Genomic DNA, 22,181 nt, shown 5'->3' with positions numbered 1-22,181 from the left:
CAAGCCACCTCAAACCGGCATCTCATCCGTAATCACCTCGAAGCGCTTGAGGATCGCGGGGCCGAAGGCCGTCGACATGGCGACGTCGGTGGCGTCACGGCCGGTGGCCATCAGGATACGGCCGATGCGCGGCGCATTATGGCGGGCGTCGACCGTGTACCAGCGGCCGCTGAGATAGACCTCGAACCAGGCGCTGAAATCCATCGGGTTCGGGTCTTTGGGGACGCCGATATCGCCGAGATAGCCGGTGCAGTAGCGCGCCGGGATGTTCATGCAGCGGCAGAGCGTGACGGCGAGATGGGCGAAGTCACGGCAGACGCCCGTGCGATCCGTGAAGCCGCCGAAGGCGGTGCGCAGCGGGTCGGCCTTCTGATAATCGAAGGCGATGCGCTTGTGGGTGAAATCGAGGATCGCCTGGACGCGCGGCCAGCCGAGCGGTGTTTTGAAAAAGGTCTTCCAGGCGAAATCGGCGAGACGGTCGGTATCGCAATAGCGGCTGCCGAGCAGGTAGACGAGCACATCATCAGGCAGATCATTGATGTTGTGCTGGACCGCACCTTCGGGAACAGGATCGGGCAGGCCACTGTCATAGATTTCGAATTCGGTGGAAATGGTCGTCAGGCCCGGAGGTGCTACGATACGGGTGCAGGCATTGCCGAACGTATCGGTGTAGCCCCAGGCTTCGATCGGTCGGTCGAAGCTCAGCACCTGTTCCGTCAGGAGATCCACCCGGCGGGACGGGTGGATGTTGAGGACCAGCAGCATGGGCGTTTCATGCTCGCATTCATAGCCGATGTGGAAGCCTGCACGTATCTTCATGAGTCGTGGTCCTTTGAAACAGGGTTTGTCCTGCAGGCGAATGCATCAGCGGGCCAGGCGTTCCGTCACCTGGCCTTTGCGGTATCGAATTCCTGTTCCGTGGTGACGTTGACCTGCACCTTCATGCTGTCGAAATCGCGCGATCCGCCGTCATAGCTGCCCGACAGCGGCACGGCCTGGCGCGGGTCGCGGGCCACGCCGACGCGGATCAGGTCGCGGTTTCCGACGATGCCGTTGGTGGGATCGAATTCCACCCAGCCAGCACCAGGCAGATAGACCTGGCACCAGGCATGCGTCGAGCCGCCGCCAAGTGTGATGGAGCCATCGCGATCGGCGACATAGACATAGCCGGTGACGAAGCGGGCGGCGAAACCGAGGGAGCGGGTCGCCTCCATCATCAGCAGCGCAAAATCGCGGCAGGTGCCGCTGCGCAGCCGAAGCGTGTCGCGCGGCGCCTGCGTGCCGTGCTCGAAGCGCCTGACATAGGTGAAGCTCTCATGGATCGCGTAGCAGAGCGTCATCAGGATGTGGCCGGTGCGCGCCTGATGGCTCAAGGGCACGAATTGCCGCGCCCATCTGCCGACTTCGTCATCGGGATCGGGATAGTGCCTGACGATGGTGCGTTCGAGATCGATCGCCTCGTCCTCGTCATAGGCGAAGGGAAAGCTCAACGCCTTGCGGTCGATCTCCAGATCGAGCGGAACCTGCGCCGTATGCTCGAGACGGATGACGGTTTCGAAGCGCAGTTCGGCGGAGGCGGCTGTGATATCGACGAGTGCGATGCAATTGCCGAAGACATCGTGGATCCAGCGCACGGATGCCGGCCCCGGAGAGACATCGAGGCTGCAGCTCAGAAGCGTTTGGTCGAAGCTGTCGCGGGGGCGGAACATCAGCCGGTGCTGTCCGAAATGCACCGGCCTTTTGTAGTGGTAGGACGTGATGTGGCGGACGGAGAAAATCGTCATCCTGCCTCCCTATTTTCATGACGCGGCACTGACCATGGGGAAACATGACCGCGGTGAAAATATCCGCGGGCGCCCGTCACTTCTCTCTGCGCGAAAGCGGATAGGCGGGCGCATCGTAAAGCATGCGGATCTGCTTTTCGTCGAAGCGGGCTTCATTCACTTCCAGCACACAGCCGCGCAATTGCGGACCGGGCAGGTCTTCCATGGCAAAACGCACCGCTTCCGCGGCCGTTTCGAAGCGCTTATAGCGGGGGCCGCGGGAGCTGCGCAATGTCTTGCCGGTGTAAAGCCCGGCTTCGATCATATAGTCGAATTCTGCCACTTCATGGTCCTTGCTCGTTCCTGATATGGCCGAGCCATCCGGGTATCAGAGTCTTCCTGGGTCGACGATTTCAGGATGAAACGGCGGGTAGGGTCGACCGCGTTATCGCGCGTTGGCGGCGTTCATCCTGCCGTTGTTCGCGCTGTCTCTGCTGCAGTCGCTTGCGTACATCCTGGAGCTTTCCGGCGTCGGAGGCTTTTTCGGGTTGCGGCGGACGGAAGAGATTTTCCGCTGCGCGTTTGTCGGTGGTCATATTGCTATCCTTGACGATGGGCGGGACAGCCGAGCGGCCGTCGCGCCGGAGCGGGCGTTATTTCTTCTTGTCGCTGCCCGTGGTGCTGCTTGCCATCTTGACCTGCGTGCCGGGTGCGGCAGCAGGTGCAGGCGTGGCAGAGCGGTCTTTCTTCGGTTTTCGGACTTCGCGGTTGCTGCGGACTTGGCCTTTCGCCATGGTTTCCTCCTTGTGTGGTGATGCGGGACAGATCAGGTATTGCGGCCAGCCGCCGGCTGGCGGCGCGGTCGCTGCAGCATCAAAGGGGCAGGGGCCCGATGCCGGGACGCTCGTCAGAGGCTGCCGATGTGGAAAGACGCGATTGCCCTTGGGGTTGCCTTGGGGAATGCCGAGATGAATGAATGCGCAGCGCATTCATCCCCCGGCCGGCCTGCGGCCCACGGCTGAAATCGGGAAAAGCCACGAAACTGCTGGCGGATTCGAAGCGATCGTCCTGCTGTTCGCCGGCGGCATCTTCGGCACGATTAAGAATGCCGAGCGCCACATTCTCGCGGTAGGCGAACGCGCCCGTTCGGATGAGATTGCGCGACAGGCTTGACGGATAAAAGTCGGAAGACATCGTGTCCTCCTTTCGTTGGGGCCAGGGCTAACGCCCGAACCGGCAGCGCCCTTGAAGTGGCTGCCAGCAATTGGAATCCTGCGCTTATTCGCTGCGCGGCGCAAGGCGTTTTTCGCGGGATAGGGATCCCGGCAGCTGTCGCGGCGTAAACTTTTCGAATATTGCACCGGCGGCCGAAGCCGTTAATTTGAACGCGGGTATTTCAATCAACGGAAATCGAAGATGAGTATCGCTGTTTTGACGACTTACGTTCTTGTCGTGCTCGGGCTGATGGTGATTCCCGGGCCGGCGACACTGCTGGTTCTCGCTCGATCGGTGAGCGGCGGTCGGCGGGCCGGCATCGCAACGGGGCTTGGCATTGCTGCCGGCGATCTCATCCATTCCACCATGGCGACCTTTGGTCTTTCGGCCCTGCTTGCGACTTCGGCGCTCGCCTTCGAGGTGGTCAAATATATCGGCGTAGCCTATCTCATCTACCTCGGATACCGCGCCTTTATCGAAAAGTCCGGCAATCTCGATATGGCGGCGGCCCCAGAGATCAGCCCCGGCAAGGCTTTCCGGCAGGGGATATTCACGGAAATCCTGAACCCGAAGACGGCGCTGTTCTTCCTTGCCTTCCTGCCGCAGTTCATCCATCCCGAAAGCGGTTCGGTGATCGGGCAATTCGCGCTGCTCGGCATCATCTTCGTGGCATTCAGCATTTGTGTAACCTCGGCGCTCGCGATCGGCGCCGGCTTGGTGCGCGGCTGGCTCAATAGGAACCGGACGATCGGCCGCTGGCAGGGTAAGGTCATCGGCTCGATCTATATGGCGCTTGGCGTGCGGCTGGCGTTTCAGCAACAGTGAGCGGTGCCCCAGCCACTGACATAGCTGGGGTTAGAGTTGCTACCGCTTGATTGCGGCCAACTGCCGCTCGAAGCTCGTAAGATCGAAATAGTCGCGCCAGACGGTGATCTTGCCATCCTCCACCGTCAGCGTTCCCATGACCGGCAAAGTAATGTGGCCGCCGCTTTCGTGGGTGAAGACATCGATGCGCTCGTTCAGCACGACATTGCCGGAGACGGCGATTTCGGTGACCTGCCAATCCACCTTGAAGACGGTGCCGATGCCGAAATCGGCCTGGAACTTCCGGACGTTTTCGCGACCCACGATATCGGGCAGAGGCACGTTGTCGTAGAGCACATCATCGCTCAGCATGGCGACGGCTTCGTCGATGCGGTTGGCGCTCCAGTGGGCGAAGAAGGTTTGCGCGGTTTCGAGAGGTGACATGGCGGGCCTCCTTCAGCCGAACTTGACGAGGTTCAGCGCCGGCAGCGGGCCGCCGGGGAATTGCGTCAGGGCGCCGCCCACCTTGAGCGGGCCGAGATCGACGCCGGCAAAGCCGAGGCGGGTGATGATGTCAGCCACCTCTGCCTTGGCCTGCGCATCGTCTCCCGAATAGAAGAGCACGCGGCTGCCGCCTTCGGCCTTGGGATCGCCGGAGACGAGGTTTGCATAGAGGTGGTTGAAAGCCTTGACGAGGCGCGCACCCGGCACGAGATCGGCGACGATCTGGCTCGACAGCCTTCCATTCAGTTCGGCCGGCTTGAAGAGCGGCGCCTCAATCGGGTTATTGGCGTCGATGACGATGCGGCCGGCCCAATCCGGCAGGCCTGATAGCGCTGCCGGTAGCTTCGACCAGGGTACGGCGATCAAGACGATATCGGCCTTGGCGGCCTGTTCGATCGTTCCGGCGGTGATGTGCGGGGCAAGCTCGGCGGTGAGTTCGCTCAGCGTCTGCGGGCCGCGGCTGTTGGCGATGGTGGCGGAGATGCCGTTGCGGGCCAGCGCCCGGGCGAAGGCGGCGCCGATATTGCCTGCGCCGATGATACCGATGGACATGACAGTGATCCTTTCGTTTGGTGTTGAAATCAGGCTGTGAAGCCGCCGTCGGCGAGGATGTCTGCGCCGGTGACGAAGGCTGCCTCGGGGCTGGCGAGATAGGCTACGAGGCCGGCGATCTCGTAGTCCTTGCCGTAGCGGCCAACCGCGATACCGGGACCGACGATCTCGGAGATCGGGCCGCCATCCGGGTTCATGTCGGTATCGGTGGGGCCGGGATGGACGGTGTTGACGGTGATGCCCTTCGGCCCGAGATCGCGGGCGAGGCTGCGGTTGAAACCGGAGATGGCGCCCTTTGTCAGCGTATACAGCGAGGCGGTCGGGAAGGCGGCGTATTGCACCATGGATGAGCCGATATGGATGATGCGGCCGCCGGATTTCATGCGGCGGGCGGCCTCCTGAGTGGCGACGAAGACGCCTGTTACATTGACGGCGATCATGCGCTCGTAATCCTCGAACTTGATGTCCTCGATCGGGCCGTTGATGGCGATGCCGGCATTGTTGACGAGGATATCGAGCGAGCCGAAGGCCTCTTGCGTCCTGGCGACGGCGGCGCGCACGGCTTCGGGATTGCCGGCGTCGGCCTGGATGGCGATGGCGCGACCGCCTGATGCCTCGATCTCGCGCACCACGGCGGCGGCCTTTTCCGGCGAGGCGCTGTAGGTCAGCGCCACGGATGCGCCGTCTGCGGCAAGCCGCCTGGCGATGGCCGCGCCGATGGAGCGGGAGCCGCCGGTGACGAGGGCGGTCTTTTCTTTCAGCGTGTTGACTGTCATTTCGGTGGTCCTTCGATTTCGTTTCGATGGAGCCAATATCGCACTGCCATTCCCCTTTGATTAGCCAGTAATGTGCGCTATCAGTTTCAAGTGTTCCTTGAAGGTGATGAGCAATGGAAAGTCTGGCTAGCCTGGAATCCTTCGTGCGTAGCGCCGAGCTCGGCAGCTTTTCGGGGGCTGCACGACGCCTCGGGCTAACGCCGGCGGCGGTGAGCCGCAATGTCGCAGCGCTCGAGGCCAATCTGAAACTCCGGCTTTTTCACCGCAGCACCCGCAGCCTGACGCTGACGGAGGCGGGCGAGCGTTTCCTGCTGTCGGTGCGCGATCCGCTCGAGGGCTTGCAGGGGGCGATTGCCGAGATTTCCAACGAGCAGGCGGAGCCGGCCGGCATCCTGAAAGTCAGCCTCAGCCCGGCCTTCGGCATCGATTACGTGCTGCCCATGCTGCCTGAATTCATGAAACGCTATCCGCTGGTGCGGCCGGAATGGATGTTCGAGAACCGGCAGGTGGATCTGATCGGGGAGGGTTACGATGCGGCAATCGGCGGCGGCTTCGAGCTTGCCTCGGGCGTGGTGGCGCGGCCGCTGGCGCCCGCCCATCTCGTGGCGGTGGCGTCACCCGCCTATATGCAGGGCCGCGTGCCGCCTGTCGCTCCGGCCGGGCTTGCGGGGCTCGACGGCATCGTCATGAAATCAATCAATACCGGGCGCATTCCGCAACGGCAGATGCGTAACGCGGCGGGAGAGGAGCAGCCTGTCGATCTCACGCCAAAGATCGTCGTCAACGACCCTGCCGCCATGCGCGGTGCGGCCCTTCTCGGGCTCGGAGTGACGCTGCTTTCCAAGCCCGATGCGCTTGCCCATCTCGACAGCGGCGAATTGATCCGGCTCGTGCCTTCCTGGTATGTCGATATCGGGCCGATCTCGATCTATTACGCTAACAGGACGCTGCTGCCGCTCAAGACGCGGGTGTTCATCGATTTCGTCATCGAGGGTTTTCAGCGTCAGCGGCTTGCAGAGCGTTTCGCCGGCAGCTTGGGTTGATCCTGCTTGTCGGGCTGGTAGCCGAGCACGAAGGCGATCACCTTCTCGGACGACATTTCGCAAGGTTTCAGCGTGCTGCCGCTTGCCTCCAAGAGATAGAGGTTGAAGCTGACGATATCAGTTCCAGCGAGATCCTCGGCATAGAGCCAGATGCGCTTGCCATCCGGCGAGCGCTTGACGGTGGCGCCCCAGCGGCCAGCCTCGAAGCTGCCTTCGCTGTAGCCCTCGGGAATAAGGGCAAGCGCGTGGGTGAAGTCGAGGGCTGCAGGGTGCATGAGTGTCTCGGATGAGGCGCGAGTTCGCCCCATAGGTGGCTGGACGGGCGGTAGTTAGCAAGGCCGGGGCGTCCGGCCTTGTGCTTGATATTGCGCACGGCAGATATCGGGGACAGGCCCGAGCATGACGGAAGAGGCGTTGGCGGAGCAAACTCCAACGATTTCCTCAATGCCCCGTCAGCACCAGCGTCTGAACAGGCAGCAGCAGGGCCTGCATGCGCAGGATCATGGCGTGCACCACGCCGACCGTATCGATGACATGCAAGCCTATCCATTTCAGCGTGCCGATATTGGGGTCGGCCAGCGCATCGTGGTTGTTCGTATAGGCATTGGCGATGCAGTTGCTGCCGGGCGGCACGTCATCGAGGCCGCCGGGGAAGAGCGGCTGCAGGAAGACGGTAAGCGTGCCCGGTCTTGCCAGCTGCTGGACATCGATCAGCTGGTCGGTCGGGCGCAACTGGCCGGCGGCGATGACATCCTGCACCTCGGTGACGACGAGGGGGATGATGGAGAAGGGTTTGCCGATGCAGGTGGCTTCGGCCACCATGCCGGGCTTGATGACCTGCGCCTCGATCTGGCCGAAGCCGGCAATCAGCGTGCCGCGGCCGGCCTCCTCAGGCACCAGGATGCCGGCCGGGCGCAGCATGGTGTTCAGCACATCGCCGCGGCGCAGCGTGAACTGCTGCACGGTGCCGGAGACCCCGGCCTTGACCAGCGTCTTGTCGAGCTCGACCTGTGCTGCGGCAAGCGCGGCCTCGGCACTGGCCTTCTGTGCCGGCAGGAGAATGGCGAGCTTGGTCTGCAGCGTCTCCTTGTTGGCATAGGTGGCACTCACCATGCCGCGCTGGCTTTCGACCGTATTGGTGAGCCGGTCCACCTCGCGGCGGGCGACCGCATCGTTCTTCAGGAGCTGCGTTTTCATCTGCAATTCGTCGATCGAGACCTGCAGGGCGCCTTCGGCCTGCTTGATCTGGCCGTCGGCGCTGGCAAGCTCTGACTGCGCCACCTGGGTTTCGGCTTCCACTTCGGCGATCTGCTTCTGCGCCACGTCGAGTGCCGCCTTCTGGGCGGAATCGTCCAGCTTGAAGAGCGGTGCGCCGGCGGCGACCTTCTGGTTGACGCCGACAAAGACTTCATCGACGCGGCCGGAGGCCTCCGGCAGGATGGTGACGGTGCGGAAGACGGCGGTAACGGTTTTCGTCGAGGGGTGGAAATAGAAGATCATGGTGATCAGCGAGATGGTCAGCATGAGGCAGGCCGAGATCCCCCAGCGCAGCTCGTACCACATGCTATAGAGCGTGATCTCGCGGCCAATGCGCTTGCCCTGCACATAGCGGCGGTAGAGATAGTCCGGGAAGATGGTCAGCATCGAGCAGAGCATGAGTTCCAGCATGGTCAGATACCCTCTTCCTGTGCGCCGGGCTTGACGGCCGGCTGAACGGGCTGCGGATGAGCGGCGGCCGGGACCGGCGCGATCGGTGCGCCGGCGACAGGGGCGTGGGTGGCTGGAGGATTGGCCACGGGAGGCGGGGCGGCTGCAGTGGAGATTGCATGACTCGTAGCCGCGTGATTGGGAGCTGTATGATTGGGAGCTGCAGCGGTGATGGCGGCTTCGGGATCCCGGCTGGCGAGCCTCGCGATCGATCGGGCGATCGAATAGAGCGGCGTCGAAAAATCGGGAATGCGGATCATCGCCAAGAGCAGGCCGATGATCCAGTAAAGGTGATTGTGGGTGAAGAGCGAGATAAGCGCCAGCACGGCGACGATCTCCAGCTGCGCCTTGTTGGCCCGGTGCGCTATGCGCTCGGGAACGGCATGGAGCTGGAAGTAGAAATTGCCGATGGCAAGGATCATCACCAGGATCAGCACGATGACGAGGACGAAGAGATAGTCGGTCTGGCCGGGCGCGGTGATGAAGCCGGGAACGTGGTTGGTGAGGGCGGTGTGATAGGCTTGGGTCGCGGCGTCATCGGCTGCTGATGCGGATTGCGCGGCCAGAGTTGCTGCTGCCGCAACGGTCAGGCCGATGGCGGTCCAGTGGCGGCTCTGCGGCCTTGTCGTCTTGCTTTGATTCCTCATGCCAATGTTCCCCCCGGACGGCATTTTAGTATGGCCTGAAGTCTAGGCTGTTTGTGCGCAACACGAAAGTACGTAACAGTAACTAGGGGACGTAAATTCGGGGCTGCAGGCGGAGTGTGACAAGGATAAGGAAGCGGAGACGACCTCTATCGGTATTCGGCAGATGAGAACCGGGTTTTCGCCATGCTGAATCGCGATCGTGGAGTGGCGCTGGATAAACAATTTCAGGGAAGATCTCACCACTCTGCCGGGGTAAGCCCCTCCCATGCGCGGAAGGCCCGATAGAACGAACTGGTATCCTGAAAGCCCAGCAGAAATGCGATCTCCTCGATGCCGTTCTGCCCGTCGGACAGCAAATGGCGACTGGGCTCCCGCCGCGCATCGTCCAGCAGGCCGCGATAGCTTGTGCCCTGTTCGGTGATCCGTTGCTGCAGGGTCCGTTAGCTCATCCCCATTTCGCGGGCCACATAGGCAATATCGGGCTTGCCGCTGGCGATGCGGCGCTTGATCAGGATCTTCACCTGATCGGGCAGCGAGGATTGCGCGTCCGGCGATGGTTTTTCCCATGCCGGATGACGCGCCAGTGACTAAAGCCGTGGGTTGGGATTTGCTGTTCATGATGCACCTTTTTGCTCGTTGCATAGAACGTAAGGTAGCCGGCGCATCATGCCAGATCAGTTGCAGGCGACGCCAGAGACGCCAATCCGCTGAGATCCGCAACGGCTTAAATATGTCATCTCACTTATTCGCTTGATTTCAGGTTCTTGCATCCAGGTATGCTTTCAGCCGCATCTTTTTGGTGTGAAGTAAAATTCGCGGTTGTCCCTGATGTCTGCCGTTGCAGATATCAGGGCCAGACCCGGGCATGACGGAGGGTGAGGGGGCGAGCTGCCTTACCGATCAGTTCGACTTCTTGGCGTCGACTTCCTTGTAGGCGGCGTCGAGGAAGCTGGTGTCGATCCACTTGTCGTAGTCGACGGAGCCCTTCAAGAGCTTGGCGTCGGCCATGAACTGCTCCTCGCTCTTCAGCGAGGCGAGTGCTTCCGGGGTGATCTTCGGGTCCTGGTAGAAGACGTTGTCCTTGTAGGTTTCGCGGACCGACTTTTCCGAGGACTTGGTTTCGTCGACGAAGATCTTGATCGTGTCTTCCGGATGGGCATCGGCCCAGCGGGCGGTTTCGATGTCGACCTTGAGCAGGCGCTTGACGAGGTCAGGATATTTGCGGACGAAATCGCCATTGGCGGAGATGACGAAGGGGGCCGACCATTCCGGATGCGAGGAGGCATCGAGGATGACGCGGGCTTGGCCGGTTTCGACCAGCTTGGCGGCGACATCGCCGCTTTCGACGACGGCATCGACATCACCGCGCACCAGCGCCGGGCCGGACGCATCGAAGGCGAGGTTGAGGGATTCGACATCGGTCAACGACAGGCTAACGGACTTCAGGGCCTTGGCGAAGGTGGAGTGGCGCACCGTGCCGGCGAGATAGGCAACCTTCTTGCCCTTGAGATCGGCGAGTGACTTGATCGGGGAATCCGTCTTGACGATGATCGCCGAGCCGTTGGCCTTCACATAGCTAGACAGGCCGATTGCCTTCACATCCGCGCCCGCAGCGGCGACGCGCAGCGCCGGGTTGTTGCCGGTATAGATGAACTCGACGGCACCCGTGGCAAGCGCGGTGGTGGCTTCCGAGCCGCCATTGGTGAAGGCGATGAACTCGACCTTGATGCCATCCTTTTCGAATTCCTTGGCGAGCGAGCCGCTATGGCGCTCGAGGATGAATTTCAGGTGGCCGGGGGCCGTGCTGCCGATACGGATGATTTCGGGCTTGTCTTCCGCGGATGCCGGACCGGTGGGCGCGGCGCTGCCGAGCGCGAGGGCCGCAAGGCCTGATAGCAGCGTGCGGCGCAGGATGGATGGGTTGAAGCGTGTCATGTGATGTCCCTTGAGAAACGTTGAATTCAGTTGTGAGAGATTTCGGAGCTGCCCTTCCAGGCAGTGGCCCAGCGCTCGAACCAGACGAGCAGGTAGTTCACGAGCAGGCCGATAGCAGTCATGGTGATGATGCCGGCATACATGTCGGCCGTTTCCATCATCAGCTGCGATTGCTGGATCAGGAATCCGAGGCCGGATTTGGCGGCGAGCATTTCGGCGCCGATGACGGCGAAGATCGAGGATTTGACGGCAAGACGCATGCCCGAGACGATCGAGGGAATGCTCGCCGGCAGTATGACCTTGCGGAACATGTCGAGATCGGACGTGCCCATGGAGCGGGCGGCTTTCAAGAGCAGCGGATCGACGGATTTGACACCCGAGATCGTGTTGATCAGCAGGAAGAAGACCGACGAATAGAAGCAGATGGCGATCTTCGAGGCCTCGCCGATACCAAGCAGCAGGATGAAGACCGGCAGAAGGGCGAATTGCGAGGTGTTGCGCAGCGTCTGGACGAGCAGGTCGGAGACCTTTTCGAACAGCGTATAGCGCCCCATGAGGAAGCCAAGCGGCACGGCGACGACGACGGCGAGCAGGAAGCCGATGGCGGCGCGCTGCAGGCTGATGCCGATATTGGCAGAGAGCGTGCCGTCGAGCAGCATCGCGTACCAGGCTTCCAGCACTTCGCTGAGCGGCGGGAAGAAAATGCGGTTCAGCCAGCCGAGGCGCGGCGCGATTTCCCAGAGGCCGAAGAAGACCACCATCAGCGGCAGGCCATAGGTGGCGGCGCCGAATTCGATGCGGCGCCTGGCGCGCGGGGTGGTGCGCTTCGACCGGGCGGGAGAAAGCTCGGCGCCGAGGACGGTCTTGTCGGTTACATAGGCCATAAGAGTTCTCCCGGTTTCAGTGGGCGTAAGCCGGCGAAAGCGCCCAGTCTTTCTGCGCCTTGTTCACTTCGTCCCTAAGGGCTTCCCAGACGCGGCCGCGATGGGCGTTGAACTCGGCGCTGGCGCGGATATCGCCATCGCGCGGGCGCGGCAGGTCGATATCGATGATTTCCTTCACCGTGCCGGGTCGCGCCGTCATGACGACGATACGGTCGGCGAGGTAGATCGCCTCGTCGATCGAATGGGTGACGAAGACGACGGTCGTGTTGATCTTTTCCCAGATGCGCAGGAGCTCGGTCTGCAGGATCTCGCGGGTCTGAGCGTCGAGGGCCGCGAAGGGCTCGTCCATCAGCAGGACTTCGGGATCGGTCGCAAGCGCGCGGGCGATCGCCACGCGCTGCTGCATGCCGCCCGAGAGCTGGTTCGGAAAACGATCCTCGAAGCCGGAGAGGCCGAAGAGGGAGAGGAAGTAGCGGGCCTTTTCGGTGCGCTCGCGCTTGGGAACGCCGTGGACCTCGAGCGCATATTCGATATTGGCGAGAGCGGTGCGCCAGGGAAACAGCGCATATTGCTGGAAGACATAGCCGGTCTTCGGGTCCGGCTTGACGATGTGCTTGCCATCGATCCGGACGATGCCATCGGAGGCTTCGGTGAGGCCGCCGATAATATCGAGCAGGACGGACTTACCGCTGCCGCTCGGGCCGACCAGCGTGATGAACTCGCCCTTACGGATCGTGAGATCGATGCCGTTCAAGACCGTGACGCGGTCTGAGGGGCGACCGTCGATCAGCACCGACTGGCCGGGCTTCAGCTGGAAGGTCTTGCGGACATCGGTGACGGTGATGCGGTCCATGAGCTTCTCCAATTCATACTTGCGCGACGCGGATGCGATGGGTGGGATCGAATTGTGATCCGCCCGGTTTGCCGCGCTTCCAGCCTAGCGCGCGGGAATAGCTGCCGAAGAGATTGCGCTCCTCCACTTCCTCTTCGGTGATGGCGAGGGGACCGTCGGCGCGCTCGGCGACATAAAGCGCGTCGGTCGGACAGTAGATTTCGCAGAGGAAGCAGGTCTGGCAGTCATCCTGGCGGGCGATGACCGGAACGCCATCGGTCGCGTCGAAGACATTGGCCGGGCAGACCTTCACGCAGATATCGCATTCCACGCAGCGGCTTTCGGAGACGACTTCAATCATGACGCGATCTCCTGGCGGGCTTCGGGCGCGGAAGAGACCACGATGTCATCGACGCCGCGCACGGTGATGGAATGGGCGAGGGCCGGGTCATTGCCCTTGAAATCCAAGCGGCGGTGCATGCCGCGGCTTTCCTTGCGGGCGAGTGCGGAGACGAGTGACCAGCGGCCGTGGGCGGCAATCGCTGCTGCCTCGCGCGCCTTCAGCCTGTCGAGGCCGGCGCCGGAGAGATGGTTTCTGACATCGGCCCAGAGGGTGTCGAGCTTGTTCTGGCTGGCCTGCAGGCGGCTGCCCTCGCGGAAATAGTTCTTCTCCAGGGGTGTGACCTCGGCCCGCACGCTGTCGATGACATCCTTTGGAGTCAGCGTGTCCTTCACAGTGCCGCCAGGGCGGAGACCCGCCTGGCCGAGCGGGCTGGAATTGCTGCGGAAGGCCTTGTCACCGCGGCGCTTGGCGTGGCCGGCAGCACCCTGGCCGGACCACCAGCCGCTGGCGATCGCCCAGGAGGAGTTGGGGCCGCCGCCGCCTGATGTGGCGCCCGCGAGTGGCTCGCGGCTTGCGGCATCGCCGGCGACATAGAGGCCTTGCACATCGGTGCCGCAATCGGATGTGGCAATGCGAATGCCGCCGGTGCCGCGTACCGTGCCTTCGGCGCGGAAGGTGACGCGGAACATCTGAGCGAAAGGATCGACCGGCGTGCGGTCATAAGGCACGAAACAGTTGGGCTGGCCGCGGCGCAGCCAGTCCTGCAGGGCAGGTTCGGCCTGATCGAGCACGGCATAGACGGGCGCTTCGATCATGGCTTTCGCGATTTCCTTTTCGCGCTCGCCGATGCCGTTCTGCAGGTGGTTGCCGTCGCTATCGAGGATCGGCGTGCCATCCTCGCGGAAGAAGGAGGCCCAGCGGAAGGGCAGGCCCTTGTTGAGCGATGAGCCATAGGGGGCGAGCGTATATTTGCCGGTGAATTCCATGCCCGAGAGGCTGGCGCCGGCTTCCGCCGCCATCAGGTGACCGTCGCCGGTCAGAGCGGCGGCACCGAGGATGCGCTCATGGAAGGCGCAGCCGCCGGTTGCCAGCACCACGGCGCCGGCATCGACGTGCCATTCCCGATCGCGCTGGCGGTCAATGCCGGCTGCACCCGTGACGGCTTCGCCATCGAAATAGAGTTCGAGGGCAGGGTGGTGATCGAGGACGGTGATGCCTGCTTTCAGCACCCGACGACGCATGAAGGCCATGTAATCGGGGCCGCGCAGATTGGCGATATAGAGCTTACCATCTTCATCGTCGGGGAAGGGGTAGCCCCATTCGGCAAGCCTCAAGAGGTTTTCATAGGCCTGGTCGACGGTGCGCAGCATCCAGCGCTGGTCGGCGATATTTCCGGTGCGCTGCCAGCGGCGCTCGACGATCTGGGCGCGGTTTTCACCCGGCGGGACCAGCCATGTGCCGGTGTTGGACGGTGCGGTTGCGCCGCTGGTGCCGAGATAGCCCTTGTCGGCAAGCACGACGCGGGCGCCATTCTGCGCAGCCGAAAGGGCAGCCCAGGCGCCAGCCGGCCCGCCGCCGAGGACAAGCACGTCCGTCTGCAGATGCAACGGACCGTTGCCCGCCAGGTCCTTACGCTTCAACGACATTGGAAAATCTCTAGGTGATGATAAAGGCGCGCGGCAGCCGGAGGGACTGCCGCCCAAGAGTCACGATAAAAGAGCGCGGCAGCTGCAGGGCTGCCGCGCTGGACCGCATCAGGCAGCGTTGGAGAACCAGGAGGGCTCATTGCCTGCGGTCCACTTGATATTGCAGCCGATCGACGGGGTCTGCTCGAGTGCAGGCTTGGCGCCGGCGAGCACGGCATCAGCCGCAGCGCGCAGATCCTTGCCGGTGACCGGCTTGCCATTGCCGGGGCGGGCATCGTCGAACTGGCCATGATAGGCGAGCTTGCGGGCGCCATCGAAGAGGAAAAGGTCAGGCGTGCAGGCCGCGCCGTAGGCTTTCGCGACAGCCTGCGCCTCGTCCTTCAGATAGGGGAAGGTGTAGCCGATCGCCTCGGCTTCCTGGCCGACGGCGGCAAGGCTTTCTTCCGGATGGGCCTCGGCATCATTGCTGTTGATGGCGATGACGCGCAGGCCCTTTGCCTCATATTCCCTGGCGAAGGCGGCGAGATCATTACGGATCAGCTGCACGAAGGGACAACGGTTGGAAATGAAGGCCACGAGCAAGGCCGGCGTGCCATCGAAATCGGAGAGTTTGTGCAACACGCCCTTGGCATCCGGCAGAATGAAGTCCGCGGCGCGGGTGCCGAGCTCGATGGGATTGGACGCTGTCTTGGGCATGGAAATCCTCCTGATGGGTTAAAACGATATAATCTATAAACTTTATGAAGTTTGAACCGGAAGACATTTGCTTCGATGGCGCTTTAGCGAAATAGCTTTCTGCTATGCGGGACGATCGTGGAAAGTTTTTGGGGTGAGGGTGGGAATGGGATGGTGGCGAGGACTCGGTATGCCTTTCCGTCGATGCCTGAAATGATATAGGAGTATCAGGTGATATTCGCTGATGAGATGAGGACAGGCTGTGCCGCGCGGCCCCCTCATCCGACCCTTCGGGCCACCTGACCGGGGTCGAGCCACGGGTCTCGACCCGTCCTTCGGACCCCCGATGGGGAGAAGGGATGTGCCGCACCGTTTCCGCCTCCTCGAAGGCGTCGTGAGCTTCGTCCCCTCTACCCAACGGGAGAAGGTTAGGGTGAGGGGGCCACACGGCAAAACGGCTCTACTTCAGGCCCTGACAGGTGTTCGGAGACATGCCTGACAGTCAGGCCCGCATCACCGCCCGGAATCCTCCAGCCCATGCCGCATCCAGACATTCGGCTCCTCGTACAGCCCGATGCCGTCACCGCAATCTGCCATCAACGGCGCCAGCCCGCCTTCCACATGATACGGCCCTGACACCGGAAAGCGCAGCCCGCTCCATTCCGTCCATTGCGCCAGCGGCGCCTCAACCCGCATCGAGCACGGCGCGATTTTCACGATCCGGGCGCCGAGCTGCCAATGTTTGCGCAGCCAGGGATCGAAGGGCGCGCCGTTGGCTGTCGTCCATCCCATGTAATCGGCGAAGGAAGTCAGCGGATAGGCCGGTTTCTTCGTCGGCCGCACGGGTGCGACGAGCGCTTCGAGGCCGTTTTGCCTAGCGCTCGTCTTCATGTTGGCGATCAGGCGTTCGGCGAGATCCGAGCCGCGCATGTCGGGCGCCACGACAATGGCGAGCGCGGAGAGAGGGCGTTGGTTCTTTGTCCGGATCTGGCGGCTTCAACGCCACTGGTGAGAACCGCATCCCATCCCTCGTCGGGCAGGGAGGTGTCGTCATCGGGCTCGGGCCAGACAAAGGGAATGCTGTTCGATGTCGCCAGAACCTTTTCGTTTCCTTGCTCGTCCCGGTCGAGGATAAGAAACTGGTGACGGCGCAGGCGCTCCGAAAACAGGTTGTCCCAGTCTCTTTCGACGACCGCGTCGCCGCCGATGAATTTCGGCCAGACGGCCGCACCCAGCTCGGCGAAGGAGGGGATGAGATCCGGCCGTTCCTCGGCAGAGACCAGGGTCAGCGTGCTGTCGGTTTCGTACAGGTTGGCAGGCATGGTGGACGTCTTCTCTCCTGATACCGAAGCGGGCCTAGAATAAGCATAGGTGAACGAAGGCTTTTGCGAAATTCGCCGGGAGATGCCGGTAAGGCACAAGGGCAGATTCGCGCCGCAAGTGAACGTTGCAAACAGGGTAATTGATCCGTAATTTCATGTGATTTCAGCAAAGTTCTAAACGACGGATCGATGGTTATGTTGGACACATTTTCTGCGAGCGATCGCTTTGGCTCTTTTTTGTTCAAAGACCACGCAGCAGGGAAGCGGCAGTCTCTGCGCGTTTTCTATTTCCTACCGGACAAAATCACCGCCGACACCCGTATCGCTGTTGGAATGCACGGACTTGACCGTAAAGCATCCGATTTTCGAGATGTACTCGCGCAACCCGCAGACCTCCACCAAATGATCGTTCTCGTTCCTGAATTCGATATGGAGGCGTTTCCAGATGTATATGCCTACAACTATGGAAATGTGAGGCCCGATGGCCCTGACGCTGCGGTCCTTCCGCGGGAACATTGGACCTTCGGCATTATAGACAGGCTGTTCAAACACGTCAGAGACAGCTTGGGATCGCGCCGAGAAACCTTTGGGTTATTCGGCAACTCAGCAGGCTCCCAGTTTGTTCTCCGTTATCTGGCACTCAACGGAGCCGTCCTTGTCGACCAGGCGGTCGCATCGAACAGTGGAATCTATATGCTGCCCGATCTGGAAGTCGCGTATCCGAGCGGAATGGGTGGTCTTGATCTGGATGCCGTCGCACTCAACCGATATTTCGGCACACGCTTGACCATCTTACTTGGGGAGTGCGACTGCGATGGAACAGCTTCTGATCTTCCACGCGACGAAAAAGCCATGGCGCAAGGCCCACATCGCCTTGCACGCGGCATGTGGCATTTTAAGCTTTGCCAGGGACTTGCGACCTCATCCGGGGGACAACTTGCGTGGAGAATGGAAATCATTCCTGGCGCAGGACATGTCGATCAGAAGATATTCGACCGCGCTATCCGTATCCTTTCAGGTTCATCGTGAAATTTCAAACGCTTCGGGCCGAAGGCGGCCATTGTCGGCACTTGCCACGTGATTACGAGCTTTTCCCGAAAGGGGGTATCAAGAGAGCGCCTGGCGCCGGCCGAACGCGTTTCGCAAGGTCACCGGAGGAATTCGGCCCCCAACCCGTCGCTCTCTTGATGGGGCGATGATCGCAGGGAATGGTTGAGGTGGTGTCCTGCCGGAGCAATTTCGTTTTCTTCGAAACACGGAATTGCTCCTTTCTTTTCACGCAATTCCGGACGCAAAACCGATGCACACTTTTGCTGGAATTGTTCTATCTCTTGAGCCGCCGCGCGAGCAGCGCGCCGGCATCGCCGATGACGATGGCCGGGATCAGCACCAGCGCCATGTCATTGATGCGCGGCGGCACGTCGACGACGACGAGATGGAGGCCGAACCAGGGATTTAGGATCTGCACCATGTAGATCGCCGCCCACCAGAGCCCGAAGGGGATGACGATGAGCAGGCTGCCGAGGCGGGTGGCGCTCCAGCGGTCGGCGGCTTCTGCAACGGCGATGTCGCGGGCAGCCTCGATGCCCTTGATCGCTTCATCGGCGGCAAGCTTCTGCTGATTGGTCTCAGCCGAGAGTTTCGCCTGATAGGCAGCGAGCAGCGGGCCGGTGAATTTCTCGATGATGCCGCCGAGCAGCAGGTCGGCCAGCCACTTCATTTCGCCCATCCGAACTTGTGGGCGAGGTAATACCAGCCTTCCGCGAGCGCGGCGATGAGCGCGCCCGAGGTGACCTGAAGGGCCATTGCGATATCGGGATCGCGCGAGATCATCTCGCCGAGATCGGGTGCGATCAGCCCGCGGGTGACGAGGACGGCGGCGAGGTAACGCAGGAGAATGCGGATGAAGACGAGGGTCATGTCTGCTGCCCTGATGGTGATGAATGGCGGCAGGATGGCCTGGGAAGAGTTGTCAGGCTGAATTCAGAGAATTTGAATCAGGAAAATTCTCTATCTCTTTGTTTTCCGGCAATTCCGGACGCAAAACCGCTGCGCACTTTTGCTGGAATTGCTCTCTTTATTTTCCGCAATTCCGGACACAAAACCACTAGGCACTTTTGTTGGAATTGCTCTAGAGAAAGCGGGCGAGCGCGCCGGAGGCGATCGCCTTGATCAGCAGGCCTGCGAGCGGTGTCAGCACGATGGCGACGACTGCCCAGAGCGCCTTGCCGATGCGGTTTGCGAGCTTTTCGACGCTGCCTTCGATGCGCAGCAGGGCAGCGTTGATATGCGGCTGCTGCGCTTCCAGCGAGACGACGCGCTCCTTCAAATCGTTGATCCTGCCGTGGAGTTTATCAAGCTCGTTGCGGGTGGTCTCATCCATGATGCCATTCCTCGTTTGGCGTCATGGATAGGGTGCGAACGGTTGACAGCGAAAATCGCGGTTGACAGCGCGTGCTGGCCGAATCGGTCGGGGCCGGCATTCAACCAGCGGGCAATTACCTGACATCCAGAAGATCTGACCTTTTCCGGAAGGAGTGGAGAAGTCCTCCTGCCTATTCTTCAGTCTATGCAGCCCAGGAGTTCTCGGGCTTCGATGAGACCTGGCTTTCTCCGGTCGTCTGTCTCGGACTCAACCTTTCCTGCCGATGTTCGCTGTGATCAGCAATACGACGAAGAAAGGCTGCGGATTTGGTCAAGGTTCCCCTCTATCAAGAAAATCAGGACCGCGTTGCGCTGCGGCCCGAATATACCGAAACGCTTGTCGGCGGCGCGACGGCCGATGCCTTCGGCTCGGCGATCGGCAAAGGGCTGCAGTCGGTTGCGAGCGGCATGGATGTCGCGGCCGAAGCGGTGCAGCGTGTGCAGCAGATGCGGGATGAGGCCGTCGTCAGCGATGGCGCCAATCAGTGGCTGCAGGCAAAAGACAAGCTGCTTTACGATCCCGATACTGGTTATGCGAACACGCAGGGACGGCAGGCGGTCGAAGGGTTCGACGCCTACCAGAAGAGCGTCCAGGGCCTGAAGCGCGATATCGTCGCGAAGATGTCGCCGGCGCAAACGGGCCTCTTCAACAAGCAGGTTGCCGCCTACGAAACCGACGCGCTGCGCTCCGGCATGATCAAGAAAGCCGACGAGACGAAGAAGTGGCTGCTGCAGGAACACACGGCGGCGGCCGAAAACTACTCGCGACAGGCGATCCAGACGCCCGATGATGAAACGCGCTGGAATGGCTTCGTCGGCCGCGGCCTGCAGGAGCTTGATGCGCGCGGCGCAAAGGAAGGCTGGGGCGAGCAGCGCACGCAGCTTGAGCGCGCGACCTATATCAGCAACGTTCGCCTGCAGTCTGCCTTGCGCATCGCCGAGAACGACCCGATCAGGGCCGCGAAATACGCCACCGATCACGTTGCCGACATCACGCCACAGGATCACATGATCCTGCTCGACAGGCTGAAGCCCGATCTCAAGAAGGCGGCGAGCGCCGACGCTGCGCATTTCAACGCCTCCAATCCCGCGCCGGGGCAGTTTGCGGCGACGGGCTTGAGCCATGATCAATATGCGCTGCTCTCCGTCATCTCGGACACGGAATCGCCTTCCTACGACCTGATGAACGGCGGCCAGCGCATCACGGACTATGCCGCCCATCCCGGCTTTATCGGCGCCGACGGCACGACGACTGCGACCGGCCGCTACCAGATGGTCAAGGGCACCTGGGATATGGCGGCCAAGGCGCTCGGCCTGACGGATTTTTCGCCGGCCTCGCAGGATCGCGCCGCAGCGTGGGTGGCCCAGGCCAGTTACCGCACCAAAACCGGCCGCGACCTGATGCGCGATATCCAGGACGGCAATTACACCGAAATCCGTCATGAGCTGGAGACGACCTGGGAAGGCCTGAAGAAGATTTCCGACGAAGAGTTCGCCAGGCGCATGGGGGCGGCGCGGTCGGCGCCGCTGGCTGTTTCTGCCGCGGCGGGGGCTGCGTCTGGATTACCTTCCGGATCGCCTGTCGCGACGGCGGCTCCCGCCACGACACCCGGCAGCGAAGCAGTGCCGCCGCAGCCTGCCGGGCCGCGCTTCTCGCCGGCCGTGGAAAGCGTGTTGAAAAGCCTGCCGCCGGCCTACGCCGACGAGATCCGCGAGAGTGCTGCGGATGCCGCCCGCACCGCTGCAGCCGCGCAGACGGTGCGCGACAGAGCCGCTCAGACGGCGCAGGCCGAAGCCACCCGCCTGCGCATCGCCAATGGCGACACGACGCTGACTGCACGCGATATCCATGCTGATACCGTGATCGATCACGCCGAAAAGCCCGACTTGCTCGCCATGCTGGACGAGAAGCGCCGGGAGGCGCTGGCGACGAACCTCCGTCTGCAGGCCTTTGCGGCCGAAAAGCTCGTCATCGACGCCTATAGCGAAGAGGGCCGCAAGGCCAACGACAATGTGTGGAGCGCCATCGTTGCGGCTGTCGTCGAGCCGGAGAAGCAGGATCAGGAGCTTCTGAAACTGATCAGCCAGACGGGTGCGGTGCCGACGCCGGTCTTTGCCGATCTGCGCCGCAATCTGACAAGGGGTGATCCGGCCAGCGTGCAAAAAGCGCTCGAACGCGCAAACTGGATTTCGTCCGCCGATCACGGCGCGCTGGCGCGCATGCCGGGCGGGACGGAACTTGCCGACGCTGCCGTCCTCTACGAGTATTACCGAAGCGACATCGACATGGAGCCGGGACTGGCGGTACAGCGCATCATCGACCTCAAGGATCCCGAAAAGGTGCGCCAGCGCAAGGCGATGATGGACACCCCGTGGATGAAGGGCACGATCGACTATCTGGCGACGGAGGAATTGATCAAGCCGCTTTACCGCAAGGGTATCGTCTCCTGGACGAGCTTGGGCAATGAGAAACAGGCAGCCGCGATCATCAGCGATTACAAGCAGATTCTGACGGAAAGCATCTTTGATGCCGGCGATGTGGGGCCAGGCCTGACGCTTGCCAATGAACGCCTCCAGCGCCTTTACGGCGTGTCGGAATTCTCCGCGGATGGGAAAGATGTGCTGATGCATCTGCCCCCGGAAAAATTCTACCCCGACGATGGGACTGGTTCCCATGACTATATCTGGAAGCAGTTGAACGAAGAGTTTGCTCGCGATGGCATCAAGCACGGCAAGATCTTCCTCTACGCTGACCGCGACACCGAGATCGACATCGCTGCCGGCAAGCGGCCCCACTATCAGGTCCAGTTCGTCAATGAAAAGGGCGAGCTGGAGCACTACCGCAAGCCGTTCTTCGCCAACCCGCCGACCGCGGACGAAATCAAAGCCGCCGGGGATGCGGCGTTGGACAAAAAGATCGCTGAAGGTGAGGCGGAGAACCGGAAGGAGGAGCAGGAACGGCTGCAAGATAAGCTGTTCTCGCGCATCCTGATGCACACGATAACGGATCCGCTGACGTGGCTGCTTCCCAACCCCGCGCCTTGATCCCCCGCCAAAGCCGCGCCGCCGCTTGAAAGCCGCGCTCGCCCGTCGCCGAATCTCGTAAGAA

At 61.8% G+C, this 22,181-nt stretch carries 27 protein-coding genes; 5 read left to right on the top strand and 22 right to left on the bottom strand.

The window, feature by feature from the left end; translation table 11 throughout:
* Positions 1-9: 9 nt before the first annotated feature.
* The 4 genes from J2X71_RS25950 to J2X71_RS25935 all read right to left on the bottom strand — a co-directional run bounded on the left by J2X71_RS25950 (position 10) and on the right by J2X71_RS25935 (position 2,557).
* Positions 10-819 carry a transglutaminase family protein gene (locus J2X71_RS25950; RefSeq protein ID WP_310386581.1) on the bottom strand — a complete coding sequence of 270 codons (810 nt, stop codon included), beginning with the start codon at positions 817-819 and terminating at the stop codon, positions 10-12.
* 65 nt (positions 820-884) lie between these two features.
* Complete coding sequence (locus J2X71_RS25945; protein ID WP_113325356.1) at positions 885-1,784, bottom strand: transglutaminase family protein; 900 nt, start codon at positions 1,782-1,784, stop codon at positions 885-887.
* A gap of 76 nt (positions 1,785-1,860) precedes the next feature.
* On the bottom strand, positions 1,861-2,106 hold the full coding sequence (locus J2X71_RS25940; protein WP_007826392.1) for a hypothetical protein: 246 nt from the start codon (positions 2,104-2,106) through the stop codon (positions 1,861-1,863).
* Positions 2,107-2,416: 310 nt separating this feature from the next.
* Positions 2,417-2,557 carry a hypothetical protein gene (locus tag J2X71_RS25935; protein WP_310386579.1) on the bottom strand — a complete coding sequence of 47 codons (141 nt, stop codon included), beginning with the start codon at positions 2,555-2,557 and terminating at the stop codon, positions 2,417-2,419.
* Positions 2,558-2,735: 178 nt separating this feature from the next.
* Here J2X71_RS25935 and J2X71_RS25930 point away from each other — a divergent pair, with 178 nt between their 5' ends.
* Together J2X71_RS25930 and J2X71_RS25925 are read left to right on the top strand one after the other, a co-directional pair.
* A complete protein-coding gene (locus J2X71_RS25930; RefSeq protein ID WP_310386577.1) occupies positions 2,736-2,936 on the top strand; it encodes a hypothetical protein in 201 nt (66 codons plus the stop codon).
* 243 nt (positions 2,937-3,179) lie between these two features.
* Complete coding sequence (locus J2X71_RS25925) at positions 3,180-3,803, top strand: LysE family translocator (protein ID WP_310386575.1); 624 nt, start codon at positions 3,180-3,182, stop codon at positions 3,801-3,803.
* A gap of 39 nt (positions 3,804-3,842) precedes the next feature.
* Here the strand turns inward: J2X71_RS25925 and J2X71_RS25920 are convergent, their stop codons facing one another.
* From J2X71_RS25920 to J2X71_RS25910, 3 genes are read right to left on the bottom strand one after another with little or no spacing between them, the layout of a single operon-like run.
* On the bottom strand, positions 3,843-4,226 hold the full coding sequence (locus J2X71_RS25920; protein ID WP_310386573.1) for a limonene-1,2-epoxide hydrolase family protein: 384 nt from the start codon (positions 4,224-4,226) through the stop codon (positions 3,843-3,845).
* A 12-nt stretch (positions 4,227-4,238) separates the two neighbouring features.
* On the bottom strand, positions 4,239-4,838 hold the full coding sequence (locus J2X71_RS25915; RefSeq protein ID WP_405049755.1) for an NADPH-dependent F420 reductase: 600 nt from the start codon (positions 4,836-4,838) through the stop codon (positions 4,239-4,241).
* 29 nt (positions 4,839-4,867) lie between these two features.
* The gene (locus J2X71_RS25910) at positions 4,868-5,614 is read right to left on the bottom strand and encodes a 3-oxoacyl-ACP reductase family protein (RefSeq protein ID WP_310386571.1); all 747 of its coding nucleotides are present in this window, start codon (positions 5,612-5,614) and stop codon (positions 4,868-4,870) included.
* A gap of 113 nt (positions 5,615-5,727) precedes the next feature.
* Here J2X71_RS25910 and J2X71_RS25905 point away from each other — a divergent pair, with 113 nt between their 5' ends.
* On the top strand, positions 5,728-6,657 hold the full coding sequence (locus tag J2X71_RS25905; RefSeq protein WP_310386569.1) for a LysR substrate-binding domain-containing protein: 930 nt from the start codon (positions 5,728-5,730) through the stop codon (positions 6,655-6,657).
* On the opposite strand, the gene J2X71_RS25900 is transcribed toward J2X71_RS25905, so the two are convergent.
* From J2X71_RS25900 to J2X71_RS25845, 12 genes are all read right to left on the bottom strand, one after another.
* The gene (locus J2X71_RS25900) at positions 6,618-6,932 is read right to left on the bottom strand and encodes a hypothetical protein (protein WP_310386567.1); all 315 of its coding nucleotides are present in this window, start codon (positions 6,930-6,932) and stop codon (positions 6,618-6,620) included. The genes J2X71_RS25905 and J2X71_RS25900 overlap by 40 nt on opposite strands.
* 166 nt (positions 6,933-7,098) lie before the next feature.
* Positions 7,099-8,325 (bottom strand): biotin/lipoyl-binding protein, encoded by a 1,227-nt coding sequence (locus J2X71_RS25895; RefSeq protein WP_310386565.1) that lies wholly within the window; start codon positions 8,323-8,325, stop codon positions 7,099-7,101.
* A gap of 2 nt (positions 8,326-8,327) precedes the next feature.
* Complete coding sequence (locus J2X71_RS38165) at positions 8,328-9,011, bottom strand: hypothetical protein (RefSeq protein WP_405049754.1); 684 nt, start codon at positions 9,009-9,011, stop codon at positions 8,328-8,330.
* A 236-nt stretch (positions 9,012-9,247) separates the two neighbouring features.
* On the bottom strand, positions 9,248-9,445 hold the full coding sequence (locus J2X71_RS25885) for an AraC family transcriptional regulator (protein WP_310386698.1): 198 nt from the start codon (positions 9,443-9,445) through the stop codon (positions 9,248-9,250).
* A gap of 466 nt (positions 9,446-9,911) precedes the next feature.
* The gene (locus J2X71_RS25880; RefSeq protein ID WP_310386563.1) at positions 9,912-10,946 is read right to left on the bottom strand and encodes an aliphatic sulfonate ABC transporter substrate-binding protein; all 1,035 of its coding nucleotides are present in this window, start codon (positions 10,944-10,946) and stop codon (positions 9,912-9,914) included.
* Positions 10,947-10,972: 26 nt separating this feature from the next.
* The gene (locus tag J2X71_RS25875; protein ID WP_310386561.1) at positions 10,973-11,830 is read right to left on the bottom strand and encodes an ABC transporter permease; all 858 of its coding nucleotides are present in this window, start codon (positions 11,828-11,830) and stop codon (positions 10,973-10,975) included.
* Positions 11,831-11,846: 16 nt separating this feature from the next.
* Entirely contained in the window at positions 11,847-12,683 is an 837-nt protein-coding gene (locus J2X71_RS25870; protein WP_310386559.1) for an ABC transporter ATP-binding protein, read from the bottom strand.
* Positions 12,684-12,696: 13 nt separating this feature from the next.
* Positions 12,697-13,023, bottom strand: a complete 327-nt coding sequence (locus tag J2X71_RS25865) for a ferredoxin family protein (RefSeq protein ID WP_310386558.1) — start codon at positions 13,021-13,023, stop codon at positions 12,697-12,699.
* Positions 13,020-14,651, bottom strand: coding sequence for an FAD-binding protein (locus J2X71_RS25860; protein WP_310386555.1), 1,632 nt, complete (start codon positions 14,649-14,651; stop codon positions 13,020-13,022). Before J2X71_RS25860 ends, J2X71_RS25865 begins: the two co-directional genes overlap by 4 nt.
* A gap of 108 nt (positions 14,652-14,759) precedes the next feature.
* A complete protein-coding gene (locus tag J2X71_RS25855; protein WP_310386553.1) occupies positions 14,760-15,347 on the bottom strand; it encodes a thioredoxin family protein in 588 nt (195 codons plus the stop codon).
* Between the two features lie 492 nt (positions 15,348-15,839).
* On the bottom strand, positions 15,840-16,268 hold the full coding sequence (locus J2X71_RS25850) for a hypothetical protein (RefSeq protein ID WP_310386551.1): 429 nt from the start codon (positions 16,266-16,268) through the stop codon (positions 15,840-15,842).
* Positions 16,226-16,648, bottom strand: coding sequence for a hypothetical protein (locus J2X71_RS25845; protein ID WP_310386549.1), 423 nt, complete (start codon positions 16,646-16,648; stop codon positions 16,226-16,228). The genes J2X71_RS25850 and J2X71_RS25845 overlap by 43 nt, the downstream gene beginning before the upstream one ends.
* A 195-nt stretch (positions 16,649-16,843) precedes the next feature.
* Here J2X71_RS25845 and J2X71_RS25840 point away from each other — a divergent pair, with 195 nt between their 5' ends.
* Positions 16,844-17,677, top strand: a complete 834-nt coding sequence (locus J2X71_RS25840; protein WP_310386547.1) for a hypothetical protein — start codon at positions 16,844-16,846, stop codon at positions 17,675-17,677.
* A gap of 295 nt (positions 17,678-17,972) precedes the next feature.
* On the opposite strand, the gene J2X71_RS25835 is transcribed toward J2X71_RS25840, so the two are convergent.
* From J2X71_RS25835 to J2X71_RS25825, 3 genes are all read right to left on the bottom strand, one after another.
* A complete protein-coding gene (locus J2X71_RS25835; protein ID WP_310386546.1) occupies positions 17,973-18,368 on the bottom strand; it encodes a hypothetical protein in 396 nt (131 codons plus the stop codon).
* A complete protein-coding gene (locus J2X71_RS25830; protein WP_007816197.1) occupies positions 18,365-18,568 on the bottom strand; it encodes a hypothetical protein in 204 nt (67 codons plus the stop codon). Before J2X71_RS25830 ends, J2X71_RS25835 begins: the two co-directional genes overlap by 4 nt.
* A gap of 211 nt (positions 18,569-18,779) precedes the next feature.
* Positions 18,780-19,031: a hypothetical protein gene (locus J2X71_RS25825; protein WP_025669550.1), complete on the bottom strand. Its 252-nt coding sequence runs from the start codon at positions 19,029-19,031 to the stop codon at positions 18,780-18,782.
* A 308-nt stretch (positions 19,032-19,339) separates the two neighbouring features.
* Between J2X71_RS25825 and J2X71_RS25820 the strand changes: the two genes are divergently transcribed.
* Positions 19,340-22,117 carry a hypothetical protein gene (locus J2X71_RS25820; RefSeq protein ID WP_310386542.1) on the top strand — a complete coding sequence of 926 codons (2,778 nt, stop codon included), beginning with the start codon at positions 19,340-19,342 and terminating at the stop codon, positions 22,115-22,117.
* Positions 22,118-22,181: the final 64 nt, after the last annotated feature.

This window comes from Rhizobium sp. 1399, assembly GCF_031455475.1.
GTDB lineage: Bacteria > Pseudomonadota > Alphaproteobacteria > Rhizobiales > Rhizobiaceae > Rhizobium.
The sequence above is the reverse complement of the archived record's forward strand: the minus strand, read 5'-3'. Positions and strand labels throughout refer to the sequence as shown.